The organism is Streptomyces sp. NPDC020780, assembly GCF_044334475.1.
In the GTDB taxonomy this organism is placed as follows: Bacteria; Actinomycetota; Actinomycetes; order Streptomycetales; family Streptomycetaceae; genus Streptomyces.
Genome location: NZ_JBIRTB010000002.1, coordinates 83,713 through 102,968, shown reverse-complemented (window position 1 = coordinate 102,968; position 19,256 = coordinate 83,713). Strand labels below are relative to the sequence as shown.

At 74.0% G+C, this 19,256-nt stretch carries 16 protein-coding genes; 7 read left to right on the top strand and 9 right to left on the bottom strand.

The window, feature by feature from the left end; all coding sequences use genetic code 11:
* Window positions 1–32 precede the first annotated feature (32 nt).
* The 3 genes from nirD to ACH4VO_RS03900 are packed head-to-tail and all read right to left on the bottom strand — an operon-like array spanning window position 33 to window position 4,212.
* Window positions 33–392, bottom strand: a complete 360-nt coding sequence (nirD, locus tag ACH4VO_RS03910; protein ID WP_360992128.1) for a nitrite reductase small subunit NirD — start codon at window positions 390–392, stop codon at window positions 33–35.
* Window positions 392–2,977 (bottom strand): nitrite reductase large subunit NirB, encoded by a 2,586-nt coding sequence (gene nirB / locus ACH4VO_RS03905; RefSeq protein ID WP_360991848.1) that lies wholly within the window; start codon window positions 2,975–2,977, stop codon window positions 392–394. The genes nirD and nirB overlap by 1 nt, the downstream gene beginning before the upstream one ends.
* Entirely contained in the window at window positions 2,977–4,212 is a 1,236-nt protein-coding gene (locus ACH4VO_RS03900; RefSeq protein WP_360991846.1) for an FAD-dependent oxidoreductase, read from the bottom strand. Before ACH4VO_RS03900 ends, nirB begins: the two co-directional genes overlap by 1 nt.
* Before the next feature lie 146 nt (window positions 4,213–4,358).
* On the opposite strand from ACH4VO_RS03900, the gene ACH4VO_RS03895 reads away from it, so the two are divergent.
* Window positions 4,359–5,150 (top strand): TSUP family transporter, encoded by a 792-nt coding sequence (locus tag ACH4VO_RS03895; protein ID WP_360991843.1) that lies wholly within the window; start codon window positions 4,359–4,361, stop codon window positions 5,148–5,150.
* Here ACH4VO_RS03895 and ACH4VO_RS03890 read toward each other — a convergent pair whose 3' ends face one another.
* The 4 genes from ACH4VO_RS03890 to ACH4VO_RS03875 form a co-directional block, all read right to left on the bottom strand.
* Window positions 5,151–5,792: a class F sortase gene (locus ACH4VO_RS03890; protein ID WP_360991841.1), complete on the bottom strand. Its 642-nt coding sequence runs from the start codon at window positions 5,790–5,792 to the stop codon at window positions 5,151–5,153.
* A gap of 25 nt (window positions 5,793–5,817) precedes the next feature.
* Complete coding sequence (locus tag ACH4VO_RS03885; protein ID WP_360991838.1) at window positions 5,818–6,549, bottom strand: hypothetical protein; 732 nt, start codon at window positions 6,547–6,549, stop codon at window positions 5,818–5,820.
* Between the two features lie 367 nt (window positions 6,550–6,916).
* On the bottom strand, window positions 6,917–7,378 hold the full coding sequence (locus ACH4VO_RS03880; protein ID WP_360991836.1) for a DUF5990 family protein: 462 nt from the start codon (window positions 7,376–7,378) through the stop codon (window positions 6,917–6,919).
* An 88-nt stretch (window positions 7,379–7,466) separates the two neighbouring features.
* Entirely contained in the window at window positions 7,467–8,261 is a 795-nt protein-coding gene (locus ACH4VO_RS03875) for an aminotransferase class IV (protein WP_360991833.1), read from the bottom strand.
* A gap of 267 nt (window positions 8,262–8,528) precedes the next feature.
* Here ACH4VO_RS03875 and cutA point away from each other — a divergent pair, with 267 nt between their 5' ends.
* Complete coding sequence (gene cutA, locus ACH4VO_RS03870; protein ID WP_360991830.1) at window positions 8,529–8,867, top strand: divalent-cation tolerance protein CutA; 339 nt, start codon at window positions 8,529–8,531, stop codon at window positions 8,865–8,867.
* Between the two features lie 131 nt (window positions 8,868–8,998).
* On the opposite strand, the gene ACH4VO_RS03865 is transcribed toward cutA, so the two are convergent.
* Together ACH4VO_RS03865 and ACH4VO_RS03860 are read right to left on the bottom strand one after the other, a co-directional pair.
* Entirely contained in the window at window positions 8,999–11,077 is a 2,079-nt protein-coding gene (locus tag ACH4VO_RS03865; RefSeq protein WP_360991827.1) for a molybdopterin oxidoreductase family protein, read from the bottom strand.
* A 133-nt stretch (window positions 11,078–11,210) separates the two neighbouring features.
* Entirely contained in the window at window positions 11,211–11,966 is a 756-nt protein-coding gene (locus ACH4VO_RS03860; protein ID WP_360991824.1) for an ElyC/SanA/YdcF family protein, read from the bottom strand.
* A gap of 321 nt (window positions 11,967–12,287) precedes the next feature.
* On the opposite strand from ACH4VO_RS03860, the gene ACH4VO_RS03855 reads away from it, so the two are divergent.
* The 5 genes from ACH4VO_RS03855 (at window position 12,288) to ACH4VO_RS03835 (ending at window position 19,252) form a co-directional block, all read left to right on the top strand.
* Entirely contained in the window at window positions 12,288–13,073 is a 786-nt protein-coding gene (locus ACH4VO_RS03855) for a sirohydrochlorin chelatase (protein ID WP_398440860.1), read from the top strand.
* 37 nt (window positions 13,074–13,110) lie between these two features.
* Window positions 13,111–14,463, top strand: coding sequence for a deoxyguanosinetriphosphate triphosphohydrolase (locus ACH4VO_RS03850; RefSeq protein ID WP_360991822.1), 1,353 nt, complete (start codon window positions 13,111–13,113; stop codon window positions 14,461–14,463).
* 120 nt (window positions 14,464–14,583) lie between these two features.
* The gene (locus ACH4VO_RS03845) at window positions 14,584–15,843 is read left to right on the top strand and encodes an FAD-dependent oxidoreductase (RefSeq protein WP_360991820.1); all 1,260 of its coding nucleotides are present in this window, start codon (window positions 14,584–14,586) and stop codon (window positions 15,841–15,843) included.
* Between the two features lie 135 nt (window positions 15,844–15,978).
* Complete coding sequence (gene dnaG, locus ACH4VO_RS03840) at window positions 15,979–17,886, top strand: DNA primase (RefSeq protein WP_360991817.1); 1,908 nt, start codon at window positions 15,979–15,981, stop codon at window positions 17,884–17,886.
* A gap of 274 nt (window positions 17,887–18,160) precedes the next feature.
* Window positions 18,161–19,252, top strand: a complete 1,092-nt coding sequence (locus tag ACH4VO_RS03835; RefSeq protein ID WP_360992126.1) for an RNA polymerase sigma factor — start codon at window positions 18,161–18,163, stop codon at window positions 19,250–19,252.
* Window positions 19,253–19,256: the final 4 nt, after the last annotated feature.

Sequence of the window (19,256 nt, the reverse complement as noted above, 5' to 3'; positions counted from 1 at the left end):
CGGTGCGTCAATGTTCGGTGAACGGAACGCGATCAGTCGGCGCGGACCGGGAAGACCGGTACGGTGACCTCGTCGTCGTCCAGGCAGACCCCGGTCTCCAGGTCGAACCGCTGCTTCAGCAGCGGGGAGGCGACGAACGGCCGGCCCTCCGCGGAGCCGACGAGGCCGCGCGAGAGGACGTAGGCGCCCGTGAACGGGTCGCGGTTGCCGATCGCGTACGCCCGGCCCGCCCGGTCCACGAACAGCGCGACCTGCCGGCCGTCCGGGAGGAGGGCGGCCACCCCGCGGCCCGGCGTCAGCAGCGCGCGGTCGCAGACCGTGAGCCAGTCCGCTCCGTCCGACAGCTGGATCGTCCGGGTTTCCTGCGCCGTTTCCGTCGTCCGGGTCGTCATCATGAGGGAGTCCCTTCGAGAGTGCGGACGGCAAGCACGGGGCCCGCGAGGATGTCCAGGTCGGGCTTGACCTGGTCGCGCTCGGGGACGAACTTGACCGAGGGGTCGGGTGCGTCGGGGGCATTGACGAAGGTGACGAAGCGGCGGAGCCGCTCCGGGTCGTTGATGGTCTCGGCCCACTCGTCGCGGTAGCCGGCGACGTGGTCGGCCATCAGCCGCTCCAGTTCGTCGCAGAGCCCCAGGGAGTCGTGGACGACGACGTCCCGTACGTGGTCCAGGCCGCCCTCGATCCGGTCCAGCCAGGTCGAGGTGCGCTCCAGGCGGTCCGCCGTACGGATGTAGAACATGAGGAACCTGTCGATGAGCCGGACCAGTTCGGCGTCGGAGAGGTCCTGGGCCAGCAGGTCCGCGTGGCGGGGGGTGGCTCCGCCGTTGCCGCCGACGTACAGGTTCCAGCCCTGGGCGGTGGCGATGATCCCGAAGTCCTTGCCGCGGGCCTCCGCGCACTCCCGGGCGCAGCCGGAGACCGCCGACTTCAGCTTGTGCGGGGAGCGCAGCCCCCGGTAGCGCAGCTCCAGGTCGATGGCCATCCGCACCGAGTCCTGCACGCCGTAGCGGCACCAGGTGCTGCCCACACAGGACTTGACCGTCCGCAGCGACTTCCCGTACGCGTGCCCCGATTCGAAGCCCGCGTCGACCAGCCGGGTCCAGATCAGCGGCAGCTGGTCCACGCGGGCGCCGAACAGGTCGATCCGCTGGCCTCCGGTGATCTTCGTGTAGAGGCCGAAGTCCCGGGCCACCTCGCCGATCACGATCAGCTTCTCCGGTGTGATCTCTCCGCCCGGGATGCGCGGCACGATCGAGTAGGAGCCGTTGCGCTGGAGGTTGGCCAGGAAGTGGTCGTTGGTGTCCTGCAGCGCCGCCTGCTCGCCGTCCAAAACGTAGCCGCTCGCCCCGACCGTCGGCGCCAGCGAGGCGATGATCGAGCCGACCGTGGGTTTGCACACCTCGCAGCCGTCCCCGCCCCTCGCCGCCTCGCGGCCGTGCGAGTCGAGCAGCCCGGCGTACGTCGTGACCCCCAGGGTGCGGACTATCTCGTACAGCTCGCTGCGGGTGTAGGCGAAGCAGCCGCACAGCCCCTGGTCCTCGGGCTGCGGCAGCAGCTGGCCGATGACCTTGAGGCAACTCCCGCAGCCGGTGCCCGCCTTGGTGCACTTCTTCACCTCGGGCAGCGTGGTGTGCTCGCAGATCGCACCCTTGGTGACGTTGTGGCAGGAGCAGATCACCGCCTCGTCCGGCAGCGAGGACGGCCCGAGGGTGACGGGGGCGCCCGCGCCGGCCGGCAGCACCAGCTGCTCCGGCGCGACCGGCAGGACCGTGCCGGTCATCGGCCGCAACGTGCCGTACTGGTCGGCGTCCCCGACCAGGACCCCGCCGAGCAGTGTGCCGTCCTGGCCGATCACCAGCTTCTTGTAGACGCCCGAGCGGGAGTCCGCGTACACGACGTCGAGGCAGCCCTCGGCCGCGCCGTGCGCGTCACCGAACGAGGCGACGTCCACACCGAGCAGCTTCAGCTTCGTCGACAGGTCGGCGCCGGTGAACGATCCCGCCAGCCCGGCGATCACCGCGGCGGCCGCCTGTGCCATCTCGTAGCCAGGCGCCACCAGCCCGTACACCCGGCCGTCCGAGGCCAGCGCGCACTCACCGATCGCGAAGACGGCGCTGTCCGAGGTGCGGCACCGCTCGTCGACGATGATGCCGCCGCGCGGCCCGACCGCCAGACCGCAGTCACGGGCCAGCTGGTCCCGGGGACGTACGCCGGCGGAGAAGACGACGAGGTCGGTGGCGAGCGAGGAGCCGTCGGACAGCGACATCCCGGTCACCCGGCCGTCCTCGCCCGCGGTGACCTCCTGGGTGCCGACGCCGGTGTGGACGGAGAGGCCCATGTTCTCGATCGTGCGCAGCAGCGCGGCGCCGCCGCCCTCGTCGACCTGGACCGGCATCAGGCGGGGGGCGAACTCCACGACGTGCGTCTCGAGCCCGAGGCCCTTCAGCGCGCCCGCGGCCTCCAGCCCGAGCAGCCCGCCGCCGACCACCGCGCCGGTCGTCGCGCCCTTCGCGTACGCCTCGATCGCGAGGAGGTCCTCGATGGTGCGGTAGACGAAGCAGCCCTCGGCGTCCTTGCCGGGGACCGGGGGGACGAAGGGGTACGAGCCGGTGGCCAGCACCAGCGTGTCGTAGGAGAAGGTCTCCCCGGAGCGCGCGGTGACGGTGCGCGCCGCACGGTCGACGCTCTCCGCCGGGTCGCCGACGCGCAGCTCGATGCCGTGGCGGGCCATGAAGTCCGGGTCGGCGAGGGAGAGTTCCTCCGGCGTCCGCCCGGCGAAGTACGAGGTCAGCTGGACGCGGTCGTAGGCGGGGCGGGGCTCCTCGCAGAGCACGACGACCCGGGCCGTGCCCGCCGCCGCGGTCAGTCCGCGGTCGGCGAGCGCCTCCAGGAACCGCTGGCCGACCATGCCGTGCCCGACGACCACGATCGTCGGCACGCCCGCGGTGGGGGCGGTCGGGGGGGTGGACACCGGCATCAGAAGCCTCCGTCGTTGGTGAGCAGGTGGAGCAGGGACATGTCTGCGGGGAGGGATGCGTCGTCCTGCCAGGTCCGGGCGAGGGTGCCGACCGCGGCGAGGTCGCCGAACAGCACCCCGCCGGCCAGCCGGTCGCCACGGACCACGACCGTGCGGTACGCGCCCCGGGTGGCGTCCGCCAGCCGGATCACGTCGTCGCCGGGCAGCGGGCGGGAGTCGCCGAAGGCAGCCAGGTCGAGCGGCCCGGGAGCCCCGGCGGCGACGGGGGCGGCGGGGGCGCGCAGGGTGAGACGGGTGAGGGCCCGGGTGCCCTCGTACCGGGCGGTCCCGCCGGCCAGCACCTCGGCCAGCACGTCCGCCTGTTCCAGCGCGGCACCCGCCAGCCCGTACACGGTGCCGCGGTGCTCGGCGCAGTCCCCGACCGCGTGGATGTACGGGTCCGAGGTCCGCAGCTCGTCGTCGACGACGACGCCCTGGCGGACGTCGAGACCGGCGGTCCGGGCCAGACCCGTCCTCGGGCGGACCCCGCAGGCCAGCACCGTGATCTCGGCCTCCAGTTCGTAACCGTCGGCCAGTTCCACGGCCCGCACGGCCGGTGCGGCGCCACCGGTGCGGCGCAGCCCGCGCACCCGGCACTCCGTGTGCACCTCGACGCCGAGGGCCTCCAGGTGGCTCCGCAGCATTCCGGCCGCCTCGGCGTCCAGCTGCCGCTCCATGAGGTGTTCGCCCTGCTGGGCCAGCACCACCTGGGCGCCGCGCTCGGCCAGGGCGCGTGCCGCCGAGACCCCGAGGAGCCCCCCGCCGATCACGACGGCGCGCACACCGGGGCGTACGGCCGCGCGCAGCGCCAGGCAGTCGTCGAGGGTGCGGAAGGGATGCACCCCGTCCGGCAGGGTGCGCCCGAGGCCCCGCAGCGGTGGCAGCACCGGGTTGGAGCCGGTGGCCAGCACGAGGCGCCCGTAGCCGATGACGCCGCCGTCGTCGCAGTGCACGAGCCGCTCGGCCCGGTCGATCCGTACGACCCGCACGCCCCGCCGTACCTCGGCGGGCGGCAGGGCGATGACGTCCGGCGCGTACCGGCCGGCGAGTACCTCGGCCAGGAGCACCCTGTTGTACGGCGCGTGCTCCTCCTCGCCGATGACGGTGACACCGGGGACCCGGGCGGCCAGCCGCGCGCCCGCCATCCCGGCACCGATCACCACCACCCGCTCCGCGTTCCCGCTCCGTGTCCTCATGGAGAAGAGACTGCGGGCCCGGTGTTACCCGACCGCATCCCCGCTGTTTCCCCGGAGGAACCTTGCGCTCAGCACGCCGGCCCGCTCCCTGTGAGGGCGGGGCGGCCGGTTGGACGGGGTACCGGCCGCCTGCTTAGGGTCCGGGCATGCCCGAGATAACGCTGACCACCCTTGTCCTCCTGTGCCTGGCCGCGGCGTTGGCCGGCTGGATCGACGCGGTGGTGGGCGGTGGCGGGCTCCTCCTGCTGCCCGCGCTGCTGCTGGGCCTGCCGCACGTCCCGGCGGCCCAGATCCTCGGGACCAACAAGGCGGTCGCCGTCGTCGGCACCACGGGCGCCGCCGTCACCTACGTACGCAAGGCGCCCGTCCAGGTCGGCACCGCCGTGCGGATCGGGCTGACGGCGCTGGCCGGGTCGATGGCGGGTGCCTTCTTCGCCGCCGGGATCAGCAGCGAGGTGCTGCGCCCGGTGATCATGGTGGTGCTGCTCGGTGTGGCGGCCTTCGTCCTGCTGCGTCCGTCGTTCGGTACGGCGGCGGCCGGTGACGGGGAGGGCCGGAAGGTCACCCGGACCCGTACGGTCACCGCCGTCGTGCTGGTCGGCGGTGGAATCGGCTTCTACGACGGGCTGTTCGGCCCGGGCACCGGAACCTTCCTGGTGCTGGCGCTGACCGCGGTGCTCCGCCTCGACCTGGTCACCGCGTCCGCCAACGCGAAGATCGTGAACGTGTGCACCAACGCCGGCGCCCTGGCGATGTTCGCCTACCAGGGCACCGTGCTGTGGCAACTCGCCGCGCTGATGGCCGTGTTCAATCTCGCCGGCGGCATGGCGGGGGCGCACATGGCCCTCAGGAAGGGCAGCGGCTTCGTTCGGGGGGTGCTGCTGGTCGTCGTGTTCTCGCTCGTCGCCAAGCTCGGCTTCGACCAGTGGACCGGCTGATCACCGCACTCCGGCGAGGTGGGCGTACGCCACCACGTTGCCCTGGTAGCCGGTCCTGCGGCTGAACCCCCCACCGCAGGTGATCAGCCGCAGCGAGGCGTCCGGCGAGGGGCCGTAGACGCGCCGGTCGGGGAAGTCGTCGTTCGCGTACACCTCGACCGCGTCGACGGCGAAGACTGCGGTGCTGCCGTCCCCGCGGTCGACCTCCACGCCGTCGCCCTTCTTCAGGGAGCCGAGGGCGTAGAAGACGGACGGCCCCTCGGCGTCGTCGACGTGCCCGGCGACGATCGCGGTGCCCTTCGCGCCCGGCGGGGTCCCCTTCGCGAACCAGCCCGCGAGGTTGCGGTCCCGGGCGGGCGGTACCTCCAGGCTGCCGTCCGCACGCAGCCCCAGCCGCACCATGGGCGCGTCCACGCCGATGCGCGGGATCCGGATGCGGACCGGTGCCGAGCGCGGCAGGGGTGCGGCGGCGCGTGCGCCCGGACGGGGTGCGGGTCCGGCGGCGAAGGCCTCGGCCGCGGCCGGCCGGGGCGGTTCTGTCCGGGTGGCCGCTCCGTTCTGGACCAGCCAGAGGCCGCAGAGCGCGGTGATGCCCACCAGCCAGGCCCTGGCCCGCAGGGCCGTCCGGGTCGTCCCGTTCACGGGTGGCGTTCCCGGCCGTGCCGCGTCAGGCGTCCTGCGCGCCGCTCGCGCGGCGTCGCACGAGGCAGGCACCGGCGACGGCGGCCGCGCCCAGGACACCGGCCCCCGCGGCGATGCGGGCGGTGTCGGGGCCGATGCTGCCGCCGACACCCGTGCTGACGTGTCCGGAGGGGCGGTCCGGCCATGCCTCGGTCGGGGTGGCGGGCTCGGGGCCGACCCCCAGGCCGGATTCCGGCACGGTCCCGGTCCCGGGCTCCGGCTTCTTCCCGGTGTCCGGCTTCTGCGCGGTGCCCGGGTCCGGCTCGGTGGTCGGCTTCGGCCAGGCGGAGGAGCCCGCCGCAGAGGCCCCGGAGGACGCCCCGGCAGCCGCCGTCGAGGAGGCGGCCGTCACCTGGACCTCCCCGGTGGCCTCCTCGCCGCTGTCGCAGAAGACCCCGACGGCGTAGGTCCCCGGCTCGGCCTCCTCCGGCACGGTGAACCGGCCGGTCGCCCCCGCCCCGGAGGTGCCCGGCTCCAGCTCGAACTCCCCGGCCTCCAGGTCGGCGGCGTCGCCGAAGCCCGTGCCGTCAGATCCGCAGGCGCCGGTGTTCACGGTGACCGGAGCGCCCGGCGAGGCCGTCGCCGGAGCGAACTCCAGCCGGCCGGGGTCCTCGGCGTACGCGGGAGGGGCGACGATGGCGGTGGCGGCGAGACCGAGCACGGCGGCGGTGAGGGCCGCGGCGGCGGTACCGGTCGCGAGGCGGGCAGGGCTGCGCATGGGAGTCCTCCGGGCAGACGGATGTGTCCTGCCTCCGAGGTAACGCCCGGTCCCCGGCCGCCGCCTGCTGACGCCTGGTCAGCTTTCACCCGGACGGGCGCGTGGACCACACCGGTTCCCCCGCGGCCGGCGCAGGTCGCGGCGGTGGCCCCCGCCGCTCGGGCCGTACGGCACCGATCGGGTGATGACGACCGCTGAAGCTGTGTGACGCACCTCACATGTGTGTCGCTGTCCTGTCCGGGCACACGACGGATACCCCCCCCCACGGGAACGGCAGCCCCCCGCCGTCCCCTGGCAACCGCCCTCACCCGCCCCTCCCCCCGGGCCCGGTGAGGGCGGTGTCGCGTCCGCCGGCCCCGGAGGACCGTCATGTCCCGTCCGTGGCCGACCATGTGATGTCCGGCGGACGGACACGGGCGCACCGGGGCTGTCCCCTGTCGTCGCTCAGCCTCAGCCGTGCGGTGAGGTGGCCGGTCCGGGCAGCCGCCTCCAGGACGTCCGGGTCGACGTCGCCGATCACCAGTTTGGCGCGCCGGAACATGGTGAACGCACCCGCCTCGTCCACGGTGCCCCAGGAGAGATAGACGAAGTGCCCGCCGAGCCGGTCCTGGATGTACGGGCCGGCGACCTCCAAGCCGTCCGGGCCCGGCGTCGTCGTGCAGTCCAGGGTCCAGGAGGCGGCGGGTGCGTCCCCCGGGTGCGGGGCGAGCACTTCACCGGGCCGGTCCTTGCGCTGCACGCCCACGTGGATGTTGTCGAAACCGGCGAAGTCGGTCCCGGGCCGGCAGGTGCGCCCCGGGAGTTCTGAACCTTCGATGTGGATCTGCATGTGCCCATGCTCCGGTACGGACGGCCCGTTCTCCGGCGCCCGGGCCCGCGCTGCCGCCCCGGAGGCCGTGCTCCCCGCACCGGCGGGTTCAGACGGCGTCCCCGGGAACCTCCTCGTACACCCGCCTCAGCAACGTCATCAGCTCCTCGTCGACCTCGAACGCCGTGCCGTCGATCCGGTGGACGGGTGCGATTCCCTGGGAGTTGGTGACGAACGCCGCCCGGTACGCACCGAGGCCGTCCAGCGTGACCGGCCGCCGCACCGACGGCCGGTCCGTCCTCGCGAGGCCGCGCTCCAGGAGCGACATGGTGATGCCGTTCAGCGCAGGGGCGTCGGGCCGGACCACCGAAAACCCGTCCAGGAATCCGACGTTGGTGATCGCGCCCTCGGTCACCACCCCGCCGGGCAGGGTCAGCAACGCCTCGTCGAAGCCCGCGCGCACGGCCGACCGGCCGTAGTGGACCTGCCCGAACTCGCCGGGACGCTTGATGTGCGGCAGGGCCCGGGCGTACGGGACCGACATGAGGGCCTTGGGGCCAGGGGGCATCCGGGCGGGCTCCCGTACGGTCACCATGACCGTGGTGACCGTGTCGCCGGGCGGCATGAACCCGTGCACGCGGACCGACGCGTCCCGCGCCCCGGTGCTGTCGAGGGCGTGTGCGATCAGCTCGCGCACCCGGGCCCCCTCCAGCGGCACGCCGAACACCTCCTGGTTCGCGGAGCCCAGTCGGTCCAGGTGCAGGCCGAGACCCCGTACCGTACGGTCCCTGACCTGCATCGCCGTGAAGTGGCCGTAGCCGTCGAACGCGGGGATCCGCAGGTCCCCGGCGGTCGCGGGACGGCCGTCGAACTCCACGTACGGGTCGGACGAGGCGCTTGTCATGCGCCCAGGCTAAGGGCTGTCCCGCACCGGGCGTATCGGCGGTTTCGTCGGGGCCGAGGCCAGGGCCGAGGTCACGGCACGGGCGTGGGGGCACGGACACACCACGCCCGCCCCCGTCTCTGCCGACGCCGCCGCCACGGCGTGACCCGCTCGTGTGTGGGGGCCGGTCCTGTGCGGGGCGAGGGAACGAGCGCGTACGGCGGCCGAGCCCGCCCGGGGCCGACAATCGGTGGTGCACGTAAGCCGAGACGACCGAGGAGACCCGGGATGACCGAGCCCGCATGGCTGACCGTACTGACCACGACGGACAGCGAGGAGAAGGCCCGCGCCCTCGCGCGGGACGCGGTGGAGGGACGGTTCGCCGCCTGCGCCCAGATCTCCGCGCCGGTCCACTCGGTCTACCGGTGGCAGAACGCCGTCGAGACGACCGAGGAGTGGCAGGTGCTGTTCAAGACGACAACAGAGCGCTACGACGAACTGGAGGCCCACCTCGTCGCGGCGCACGACTACGACACCCCCGAGATCATCGCGACCCCCGTCGTCCGCGGCAGCGCCGGCTACCTCGCCTGGGTGTCGGCGGAGACCGCGCCGCCCCCGGCCCTGTGACCGGCCCGGAACCGCCGTTCTCCATCCGTGGCGCCCTGCCCGGCGCGCCCACGAACACTTCGGCCCGACCTCCCCCGCCGTCCCCCGCTCCCCGCGCGCCGGTGGCACCCCCGTGCCCGGAGGCGGCCGGCTCAGACGGCGGCCTCCACCCGCACGGCGCACACCTTGAACTCGGGCATCCGCGAGGTCGGGTCCAGGGCCGGATTGGTCAGGGAGTTGGCCCGCCCCTGACCCGGCCAGTGGAACGGCATGAAGACGGTGTCCTGCCGGATCGCCACCGTGATCCGGGCCGGCGCCACAGCGCGCCCCCGCCGCGAGGTGACCGCGACCGGGTCGCCCTCGGCCACCCCGATCCGCTCGGCGAGCCGCGGATGCAGCTCGACGAACGGCCCCGGCGCCGCGGCGTTCAGCTCGGCGACCCTGCGCGTCTGCGCCCCCGACTGGTACTGGGACACCACCCGCCCCGTCGTCAGCACCACCGGATACTCGGCATCGGTCTCCTCCGCCGCGGGCCGGTGCGTCACCGGGACGAACCGGGCCCGCCCGTCGTCCGTCGCGAACCGGTCCAGGAACAGCCGCGGCGTCCCCGGGTGCGCCTCGTCCGGGCAGGGCCAGAACACCCCGTCCCGCTCCGCGATCCTGGCGTAGGTGATGCCCGCGTAGTCGGCGGGACCACCCGCCGACGCCCGCCGCAGCTCGTCGAAGACCTCCTCCGGCTCGGCAGGGAAGCCCTTCCCGTGCCCCAGCAGCCCCGCCAGCGCGTGCAGCACCTCCAGATCGCTGCGCACCCCCTCGGGTGCGGTGACCGCACGCTGCCGCAGCAGCACCCGGCCCTCCAGGCTGGTCGTGGTCCCGCTCTCCTCCGCCCACTGCGTCACCGGCAGCACCACGTCGGCCAGCGCCGCCGTCTCCGACAGCACGACGTCGGCGACCGCCAGGAAGTCCAGCGACCGCAGCCGCTCCTCGACATGGCCCGCGTGCGGCGCGGAGACGACCGGATTGGACCCCATCACCAGCAGCGCCCGCACGTCCCGGCCCAGGGCGTCCAGCAGCTCGTACGCGCTGCGCCCCGGCCCCGGCAGCGTGTCGGGGTCCACGCCCCACACCCCGGCCACGTGGCGGCGGGCCGCGGGGTCGGTCAGCTTGCGGTAGCCGGGCAGCTGATCGGCCTTCTGACCGTGCTCCCTGCCTCCCTGGCCGTTGCCCTGACCGGTCAGGCAGCCGTATCCGGACAGCGGACGCCCCGCCCGGCCGGTCGCCAGCGCGAAGTTGATCCACGCGCCGACGGTGTCCGTCCCCTTCGCCTGCTGCTCCGGGCCGCGCGCGGTGAGGACCATCCCGCTCTCCGCCCCGCAGAACAGGTCGACGGCCTCACGCAGTCGGGGTACGGGCACCCCGGTGATGCGCTCCACCAGCTCCGGCCAGTGCGCCATCGCCCCCGCCCTGGCCTCGTCCCAGCCGCTCGTGCGCGTACGGACGAAGTCCTCGTCCACCCGCCCGTCCGCCACCACCAGGTGCAGCATGCCGAGCGCCAGAGCCAGATCCGTGCCCGGCCGGGGGGCCAGGTGCAGGTCCGCCTGCTCGGCGGTCCGCGTCCGGCGCGGGTCGATGACGACGAGCCGGCCGCCGTTCTCCCGCAGTTCGGTCAGATAGCGCAGGGCCGGCGGCATCGTCTCCGCGAGGTTCGAACCGACCAGGATCACGCACCCCGTCCGGGGGATGTCCTCCAGCGGGAACGGCAGCCCCCGGTCGAGCCCGAACGCCCTCTGGTGTGCGGCGGCCGCCGAGGACATGCAGAAGCGGCCGTTGTAGTCGATCTGCGAGGTACCGAGCACCACACGGGCGAACTTGCCGAGTGCGTACGCCTTCTCGTTCGTGAGCCCGCCCCCGCCGAACACGCCCACGGCGTCCGCGCCGTGGCCGGCCCGCGTCCCCCGCAGCCCGTCGGCGATCCGGCCCAGGGCCTCGTCCCAGCTCGCGGGCTCCAGTTCGCCGCTCACCGTGCCGCGTACGAGGGGTGAGGTCAGCCGCACCCCGGCGGCGAGGACGGCGGGCGCGGTGCGGCCCTTGCCGCACAGGGCACCCCGGTTGACGGGGAAGTCGGTGCGCTCCACGACCTCGGCCACCGGTCCGCCGGGGACGGGGCGCAGGATCATCCCGCACTGGAGGGCGCAGTACGGGCAGTGCGTGGGAGTCTCGGTGCGGGCCATGCGCCCAGCGTGCGCGGCGGGTATTACGGGTGCCGGTTCCTCCGGTTACGCCCCCGGTACGCACCCCTCAGCCCGGGCCGCCCGGCCCCGTGAGGTCGGCGCTTCCCGGTGCCGGGGGAGCGGTGTGCGGCGCTCACCGGTCCCGCCCGCGCGGTGCGGGAAGGCCGCCGGCCGCCAGGGCGTCCGTCACCCCTGTCTCGCGCGGCCCCAGGAAGCGCGGGTCCGGCCGGAACACGGTGTCCAGGAGCGCCTTGCCCGCCGCCGCCACCTCCCGCGCCCCGCCGTAGTACCAGGTCACATCGTGTACGGCGTCGACCCCCACCCCGTACGCGTCGATCCCCGCGGCCCGGCACAGGGCGATCGCCCGCCGGATGTGGAAGCCCTGGCTCACCAGTACCGCCCGGTCGACGCCGAAGACCTTCTTGGCCCGGACGCAGGAGTCCCAGGTGTCGAAGCCGGCGTAGTCGCTGACGATCCGGCCGTCGGGCACCCCGTGCGCGGTGAGGTAGGCGCGCATGGCGTCCGGCTCGTCGTACTCCTCGCGGCTGTTGTCCCCGGTGACCAGGACGACCCTCACCTTCCCGGTCCGGTACAGCTCGGCCGCGGCGTCCAGCCGGTGGGCGAGGTACGGCGACGGCCTGCCCTGCCACAGCCCGGCCCCGAACACCACGGCGACCTGCCGCACCGGGGCGTCGCCCGTCGTCCGCACCCGGGCGTCGGCCGTGGCGTGCAGCCAGGTGGCGGGTACCAGGGCGACCACGCAGGCCGCCATCAGCCCCTGCACCAGCCGCCGTTGCCCGCGCCGGGTGCGGGGCAGCCGCGGCCGCGGTATCCCCGCGCGGGGACGCCACCTCGGCCGCTTCGGCGCGTGCGGTGCCTTCAGCCCCATGCGGCGTACCCCCTGTCCCTGTCGTCCTGTCCCTGCCGTCCGTCTCCCGGAGAGACGAAGAGGCGGCGGAAAAGGTTCGCCGCCCCCGCGTCCGCCCCTCCTGACAGCGCCGGGCGGCACCCCGTGAGGCGGCGGAAAACACCCGTCACCGGTGCGAAACGGCCCGGCAACGTCCACCCGGCACCCTTGCCGCATGACGGAGACGGCACCGGAACACCCTCGTGGGTCCCCGCCCCCCGACAGCACGGCCCACCTCCTCACCCGCGTCACCGCCCCGCTCGGACACCAGATCGGCCTCGTCTCCCGGAACGGAACCCGCAGATGCACCGCACCCGGAACGTCACCCGGCCCGCCGCCCCCACCCTGGTCGCCGTCGCGCACGGCAGCCGCGACCCGCAGGCCCTGCGTACCGTCCTGGAGCTCCTGGACCTCGTACGGGAGCTGCGCCCCGGGCTCGACGTCCGCCCGGGGCACATCGAGCTGAACGAGCCCCTGCTGCCGGCGACCCTGGCCGGCATCGGTACCGGCGACGCCGTGCTCGTACCGCTGCTGCTCGGCCGCGGACACCACGTCCGGCACGACCTGCCCCACGCGGCGGCCGAGGCCGGCGGCCTGCGGACCCGCATCGCCGCACCGCTCGGCCCGCACCCGCTGCTGATCGAAACCCTGTACGAACGACTGGTCGAGGCCGGCTGGCGGGCCGAGGACGGAGCCGATCGCGGTGCGGCCGTCATCCTCGCCGCCGCCGGATCACGTGACCCGGACTCGGTCGTCGACGCCCGCCGGAGCGCCCGCATGCTCAGCGACCGGCTCGGCGGGGTGCCCGTGCTGCCCGCGTACGCCTCGGCGGCCACGCCCACCGTGCCGGCCGCCCTGCGCGCCCTCGCCGCCCGGGGCCGTCACCGGGTCGCCGTCGCCTCGTACTTCACCGCCCCGGGCCGCTTCGCGACCGCCGCGGCCGCCGCCGCCCCGGGTGTCGCCGCCGCCCCGCTCGGCGCGCACCCGGCGATGGCGCGGCTCCTGCTGCACCGCTACGACCAGGCACGGGCCGACGCCGGCCCTCCGCGCGGCGCCCTGACCCGTCCCCACCTCCTGGCCCCCGCCTGACCCTCACCGCCGCGGGCAGGCCGCTACTGTCGGGAGCATGGACGGTACGCACGCCCGCCGGGACGCCCACACGCACGCCCCCCGGGACGCACAGGAGTACGGCACCACGCCCTACGGCAAGGGCGACACCGAGCGCTGGGACGCCGAGCCCGACAAGCGGCCCGGCCGCACCGCCTTCCAGCGCGACCGGGCGCGCGTACTGCACTCCGCCGCCCTGCGCAGGCTCGCCGGGAAGACCCAGGTGGTCACGCCCGGAACACGCGGCCTGGCCTGGGACGCCAGTCCCCGCACGCGGCTCACGCACTCCCTGGAGTGCGCCCAGGTCGGCCGGGAGCTGGGGGCCGCTCTCGGCTGCGACCCCGACCTCGTCGAGACGGCCTGCCTCGCCCACGACCTGGGCCACCCGCCCTTCGGGCACAACGGCGAACAGGCGCTCAACGACTTCGCCTCCGACTGCGGCGGCTTCGAGGGCAACGCCCAGTCGCTGCGCCTGCTGACCCGGCTCGAACCCAAGCGCTTCGTCCGCGACCCGCGCAGCGGCGAGCTCGTCAGCGTCGGGCTCAACCTGACCCGAGCCGCCCTGGACGCCGCGACCAAGTACCCCTGGTCCCGGGGCGCCCACCCGACCGACCCCGGCTCACCGAAGTTCGGGGTGTACGAGGACGACCTGCCGGTCTTCGACTGGGCCCGCACCGGCGCCCCCGGGAACCGCACGTGCTTCGAGGCCCAGGTCATGGACTGGTCCGACGACGTCGCCTACTCCGTGCACGACTTCGAGGACGGACTGCACGCCGGGCACATCGACCCGGACCGCCTCCTCGCCGCACCCGAGCGCGCGGAGATCTGGGAGGTCGCCATCGGGCGGTACGTCCCGGTGGACACCGACCCGCAGGAGCTCGCCGACGCCCTCGACCGGCTCGTCGCCCAGGAGTGGTGGCCGCACGGCTACGACGGCTCCGCTGTCGCCCAGGCCCGACTGAAGGACGCGACGAGCCAGCTCATCGGCCGGTTCTGCCTCGCCGCCGAGGCCGCCACCCACGCGGTGTACGGCCCCGGGCGCCTCGGCAGGTACGGCGCCGAACTCGTCGTCCCGGCCGAGGCGCGCAACGAGTGCGCCGTGCTCAAGGCGGTCGCCGACCGTTACGTCATGCAGCGCGCCGAGCAGGAGGCCATCCGCGCCGACCAGCGCATCGTGATCGCCGAACTCGCCGCCGCGCTCACCGCCCGCGCGCCCGAGGGCCTGGAGCCCCAGTTCCGGGCGCTCCACGAGGCGGCCACCGACGACCGGGCCCGCAAACGGGTCCTCGTCGACCAGATCGCCGCGCTCACCGACGCATCCGCACGCACCCTGCACGGAACACTCACCGGGGTTCGGCAGACTGGGTCCTGACCGGGCCGCACGCCCCATGGGGTGCGACCCGGCCGTGGCACACCCTCTTTCGTCATCACGCTGCGTGCGGGACGCTCGCAGGTGGCGGCGCAGCGCAGCACAGCACCGAGGAGGCACCAAGTGGTCGACGCACATCGCACGTTCGTCATCGTCGGCGGGGGACTGGCCGGAGCGAAGGCGGCCGAGACACTCCGGGCGGAGGGTTTCAGCGGCCGGGTGATCCTGATCGGCGACGAGCGTGACCATCCGTACGAACGGCCCCCCCTGTCCAAGGGATATCTGGCGGGCACGGCGGAACGGAACAGCGTCTTCGTCCACGAGACGGCCTGGTACGCCGGGGCCGACATCGAACTGCACCTCGGCCAGACCGTCACGTCCATCGACCGGGCCGGCCGGTCCGTGCAGCTCGGCGACAACACCGTCGTCCACTACGACAAGCTGCTGCTCGCCACCGGCGCCGAGCCGCGGCGCCTCGACATCCCCGGCACCGACCTGGCCGGGGTCCACCACCTGCGCCGCCTCGCCCACGCCGACCGGCTGCGCAACGTGCTGGCCTCGCTCGGCCGCGACAACGGCCACCTGGTCATCGCCGGAGGCGGCTGGATCGGCCTGGAGGTCGCCGCCGCCGCCCGCGGCTACGGTGCCGAGGTCACGATCGTCGAACCGTCCGCGACCCCGCTGCACCACGTCATCGGCCCGGAGCTCGGCCAGATCTTCACCGATCTGCACACCGAGCACGGCGTCCGCTTCCACTTCGGCGCCCGCCTCACCGAGATCACCGGACAGGACGGCCTGGTCCTCGCCGCCCGCACCGACGACGGTGAGGAGCATCCGGCCCACGACGTGCTCGCCGCGATCGGCGCGGCACCGCGCACCGCCCTCGCCGAAGCCGCCGGACTCGAGACGGCCGACCGTGCGCACGGCGGCGGCGTCGCCGTCGACGCCTCCCTGCGCACCTCCGACCCGCACATCTTCGCCGCCGGGGACATCGCCTCCGTCGAGCACCCGCTGTTCGGGACCCGGCTGCGCGTGGAGCACTGGGCGAACGCCCTGAACAGCGGCCCGGCCGCCGCGCGGGCCATGCTCGGCCTGGAGGTGTCGTACGACCGGGTGCCGTACTTCTTCTCCGACCAGTACGACCTCGGCCTGGAGTACTCCGGCTGGGCGCCGCCCGGCTCGTACGACCAGGTCGTCATCCGCGGGGACGCGGGCAAGCGGGAGTTCATCGCGTTCTGGCTGAAGGACCGCCGGGTGCTCGCCGGGATGAACGTCAACGTGTGGGACGTCACCGACACCGTCCAGGGCCTGGTCCGGGCCGGCCGGCCGGTCGACCCGGACGCGCTGGGGGACCCGTCGGTGCCGCTGGAATCCCTTCTCTGACCGGCCGCACGGCCCCTCCCGCCCTCTGCGCGGTTCCGCCGCGGCCTCCCGCCACCCTCGGACCGGCCGGCACCCCGGGGCCCGCCCCGCCGCCGGCCGGTCCCGGTTGTCCTACCCCACCCGTAGACTTCACCCGTGGCAGGCAGGATCAACGACGACGACGTGAAGGCGGTCCGGGACGCGGTCCCGATCGACGCCGTCGTGTCCGAATACCTCCAGCTGCGCAACGCCGGCGGCGGAAACCTCAAGGGCCTGTGCCCCTTCCACGACGAGAAGTCCCCCTCCTTCCAGGTGAGCCCGGGCAAGGGTCTCTTCCACTGCTTCGGCTGCCAGGAGGGCGGGGACACGATCGCCTTCGTGATGAAGATCGACCACCTCACCTTCTCCGAGACGGTCGAGCGCCTCGCCGCCAAGGCGGGCATCACCCTGCGCTACGAGGAGGGCGGTTACAACCCCTCCCACCAGCGCGGCGAGCGCATCCGGCTCATCGAGGCCCACCAGGCGGCCGCCGACTTCTACCGCGAGCAGCTGAACGGCCCGGAGGCGGAGATCGGCCGCAGGTTCCTCGCGGAGCGCGGATTCGACCAGGACGCGGCAGCCCACTTCGGCGTCGGTTACAGCCCCGCCGGCTGGGACCACCTCACCCGCTACCTCCGCGGCAAGGGCTTCAGCGACAAGGAGCTCATCAGCTCCGGCCTCTCCCAGGACGGCCGCCGCGGCCCCATCGACCGCTTCCGCGGCCGGCTGATGTGGCCGATCAGCGACACCTCCGGCGAGATCGTCGGCTTCGGCGCCCGCAAGCTCCGCGACGACGACAACGGCCCGAAGTACCTCAACACCCCCGAGACGTCGATCTACAAGAAGTCCCAGGTGCTGTACGGCATCGATCTGGCCAAGAAGGACATCGCCAAGGCCAGCCGGGCCGTCGTCGTCGAGGGCTACACCGACGTCATGGCCTGTCACCTGGCCGGGGTCACGACGGCCATCGCCACCTGCGGCACCGCCTTCGGCACCGACCACATCAAGATCCTGCGACGGCTCCTGATGGACAACGGCAGCGCCCGCGTCATCTTCACCTTCGACGGGGACGCGGCCGGCCAGAAGGCCGCCCTGCGCGCCTTCGAGGACGACCAGAAGTTCGCCGCCGAGACGTACATCGCGATCGCCCCGGACAACATGGACCCGTGCGACCTGCGCCTGGCCAAGGGCGACGACGCCGTCCGCGACCTGGTCGAACCCCGCACCCCGCTCTTCGAGTTCGCGCTCCGCCAGATCGTCGGCCGGTACGACCTGGAGACCCCGGCGGGCCGGGCCGCGGCTCTCGACGAGGCGGCGCCCGTCGTCGCCCGTATCAAGAACAGCTCCTCGCAGCACGAGGTCGCCGTCCAGCTGGCCGGGCTGCTGGGCATCCTCGACACCCAGTTCGTCGTCAAGCGGGTCGGTCAGCTCGCCCGCTGGGCCCGTGACCGGGGCGAGCGCGGCCCGGCGCAGGGCCGCCCCGCGCGGGGCGGTCCCCCGCAGCATCAGGTCCAGGCCGCGAAGGCGCCGTCGGGGCCCGCGCTCAACCTCCGCAGTCCCGCCCACCGCACCGAGCGCGAGCTGCTCAAGCTCGCCCTGCAGAAGCCCGCCCTGGTCTCCCCGGCCTTCGACGCCTACGGCGCCGACGAGTTCACCGCCCCGCCCTACGCGGCGGTGCGCCAGTGCATCGCGGAGGCCGGCGGCGCCGAGCAGGGGATGACCGAGACCCGCGACTACCTCGCGAGCGTGCTGGACGCCGCACCCCACGACACCGTGCGCAACCTCGTCACGGAGCTCGCCGTCGAGGTGTTCCACGGCAAGACCATCGACGAGACGTACGCGGGCATGCAGCTCGTCCAGGTCCGCCTGCGGGCCGTCGACCGCCGGATCAACGACGTCCAGGGCAGCCTCGCCCGCCTCGGGAGCAACGTGGCCCCCGAACACCTGGCCGCCGCGCAGAACGAGGTGTGGGTCCTCCAGCAGTACGCCCAGTCGCTGCGGAGCCACGGCGCCGCCGCGCTCTGAGCACCAGCACGTCCCGCCCCGCTGCCAGCGAAGAACTCGGAACGGCCCCCCCGGCACTGATCCCGCCCGACCTCGGCGCCCCGGTACTCCGCTGTGCGCTCCGCGCGTCTGCGCCCGTGACGCGCCGGGCGCAGAAAGTCACCGCACGCCCCTCGTGGCGGGGATGTGTCGTACCCCACACTGGGTGCCGGTGCCTGACTCATCGGAGCGCGGTCGGCTCGCCCCGGGCCTCCATCCCCCGCGATCCGGCAGCGATCACCTGGAGGTCGCCCCCGTGCAGACCCGGACCGTGACGACCACGACCGAGCACGTCCCGGCGATTCCCGCGCAGAACCGGGCCGCCCTCCACCCGGAGACGGCGGGCACGCCGGCCGCGGTGCTGGAGGAACCCGCGCTGGAGGAACCGGTGGACGCCCCCGGTCCGCCCGGGCCGAGGAGCCGCCCGGAAGCCGGCGGCCCCTCCTCCGACCTCTTCCGCCAGTACCTGCGGGAGATCGGCAGGATCCCGCTGCTCACCGCTGCCGAGGAGGTCGACCTCGCCCGCCGCGTGGAGGCCGGGCTGTTCGCGGAGGAACGCCTCGCCGGCACCCCCGACCCCGACTCCCGGCTCGCGTGGGACCTCGACCGGCTCGTCGTCATGGGCCGGATGGCCAAGCGCCGTCTCATCGAGGCCAACCTCCGCCTCGTCGTCTCCGTCGCCAAGCGGTACGTCGGCCGCGGCCTGACCGTGCTGGACCTCGTCCAGGAGGGCAACCTCGGTCTGATCAGGGCGGTCGAGAAGTTCGACTACACCCGGGGCTACAAGTTCTCCACGTACGCGACCTGGTGGATCCGCCAGGCCATGTCCCGCGCCCTCGCCGACCAGGCGCGGACCATCCGGATGCCGGTCCACGTCGTCGAGCTGATCAACCGCGTCGTACGCGCCCAGCGCCGCATGCTGCAGGAACGCGGCTACGAGCCGACCGCCGAGGAGGTCGCCGCACAGCTCGGCCTGACGCCCGAGCGCGTGGGCGAGGTCCTGCGCCTCGCCCAGGAACCCGTCTCGCTGCACGCACCCGTCGGCTCGGAGGACGACGTCGCCTTCGGTGACCTCATCGAGGACGGCGACGCCGCCTCACCCGTCGAGTCCGCGGCCTTCCTCCTGCTGCGCGAACACCTGGACGCGGTGCTCTCGACCCTCGGCGAACGCGAGCGGAAGGTGGTCCAGCTGCGCTACGGCCTCGACGACGGGCGGCCCCGCACCCTGGAGGAGATCGGCCGGATCTTCGGCGTGACACGCGAACGCATCCGCCAGATCGAGTCCAGGACCCTCGCCAAGCTGCGGGACCACGCCCTCGCCGACCAGCTACGCGGCTACCTCGACTGACGCG

Excerpts from the sequence above, each read along its gene's own strand:
- nirD (WP_360992128.1), bottom strand. The coding sequence starts at position 392 with ATGACGACCCGGACGACGGAAACGGCGCAGGAAACCCGGACGATCCAG.
- nirB (WP_360991848.1), bottom strand. The coding sequence starts at position 2,977 with ATGCCGGTGTCCACCCCCCCGACCGCCCCCACCGCGGGCGTGCCGACG.
- ACH4VO_RS03900 (WP_360991846.1), bottom strand. The coding sequence starts at position 4,212 with ATGAGGACACGGAGCGGGAACGCGGAGCGGGTGGTGGTGATCGGTGCC.
- ACH4VO_RS03895 (WP_360991843.1), top strand. The coding sequence starts at position 4,359 with ATGCCCGAGATAACGCTGACCACCCTTGTCCTCCTGTGCCTGGCCGCG.
- ACH4VO_RS03885 (WP_360991838.1), bottom strand. The coding sequence starts at position 6,549 with ATGCGCAGCCCTGCCCGCCTCGCGACCGGTACCGCCGCCGCGGCCCTC.
- ACH4VO_RS03880 (WP_360991836.1), bottom strand. The coding sequence starts at position 7,378 with ATGCAGATCCACATCGAAGGTTCAGAACTCCCGGGGCGCACCTGCCGG.
- ACH4VO_RS03875 (WP_360991833.1), bottom strand. The coding sequence starts at position 8,261 with ATGACAAGCGCCTCGTCCGACCCGTACGTGGAGTTCGACGGCCGTCCC.
- cutA (WP_360991830.1), top strand. The coding sequence starts at position 8,529 with ATGACCGAGCCCGCATGGCTGACCGTACTGACCACGACGGACAGCGAG.
- ACH4VO_RS03865 (WP_360991827.1), bottom strand. The coding sequence starts at position 11,077 with ATGGCCCGCACCGAGACTCCCACGCACTGCCCGTACTGCGCCCTCCAG.
- ACH4VO_RS03860 (WP_360991824.1), bottom strand. The coding sequence starts at position 11,966 with ATGGGGCTGAAGGCACCGCACGCGCCGAAGCGGCCGAGGTGGCGTCCC.
- ACH4VO_RS03855 (WP_398440860.1), top strand. The coding sequence starts at position 12,288 with ATGCACCGCACCCGGAACGTCACCCGGCCCGCCGCCCCCACCCTGGTC.
- ACH4VO_RS03850 (WP_360991822.1), top strand. The coding sequence starts at position 13,111 with ATGGACGGTACGCACGCCCGCCGGGACGCCCACACGCACGCCCCCCGG.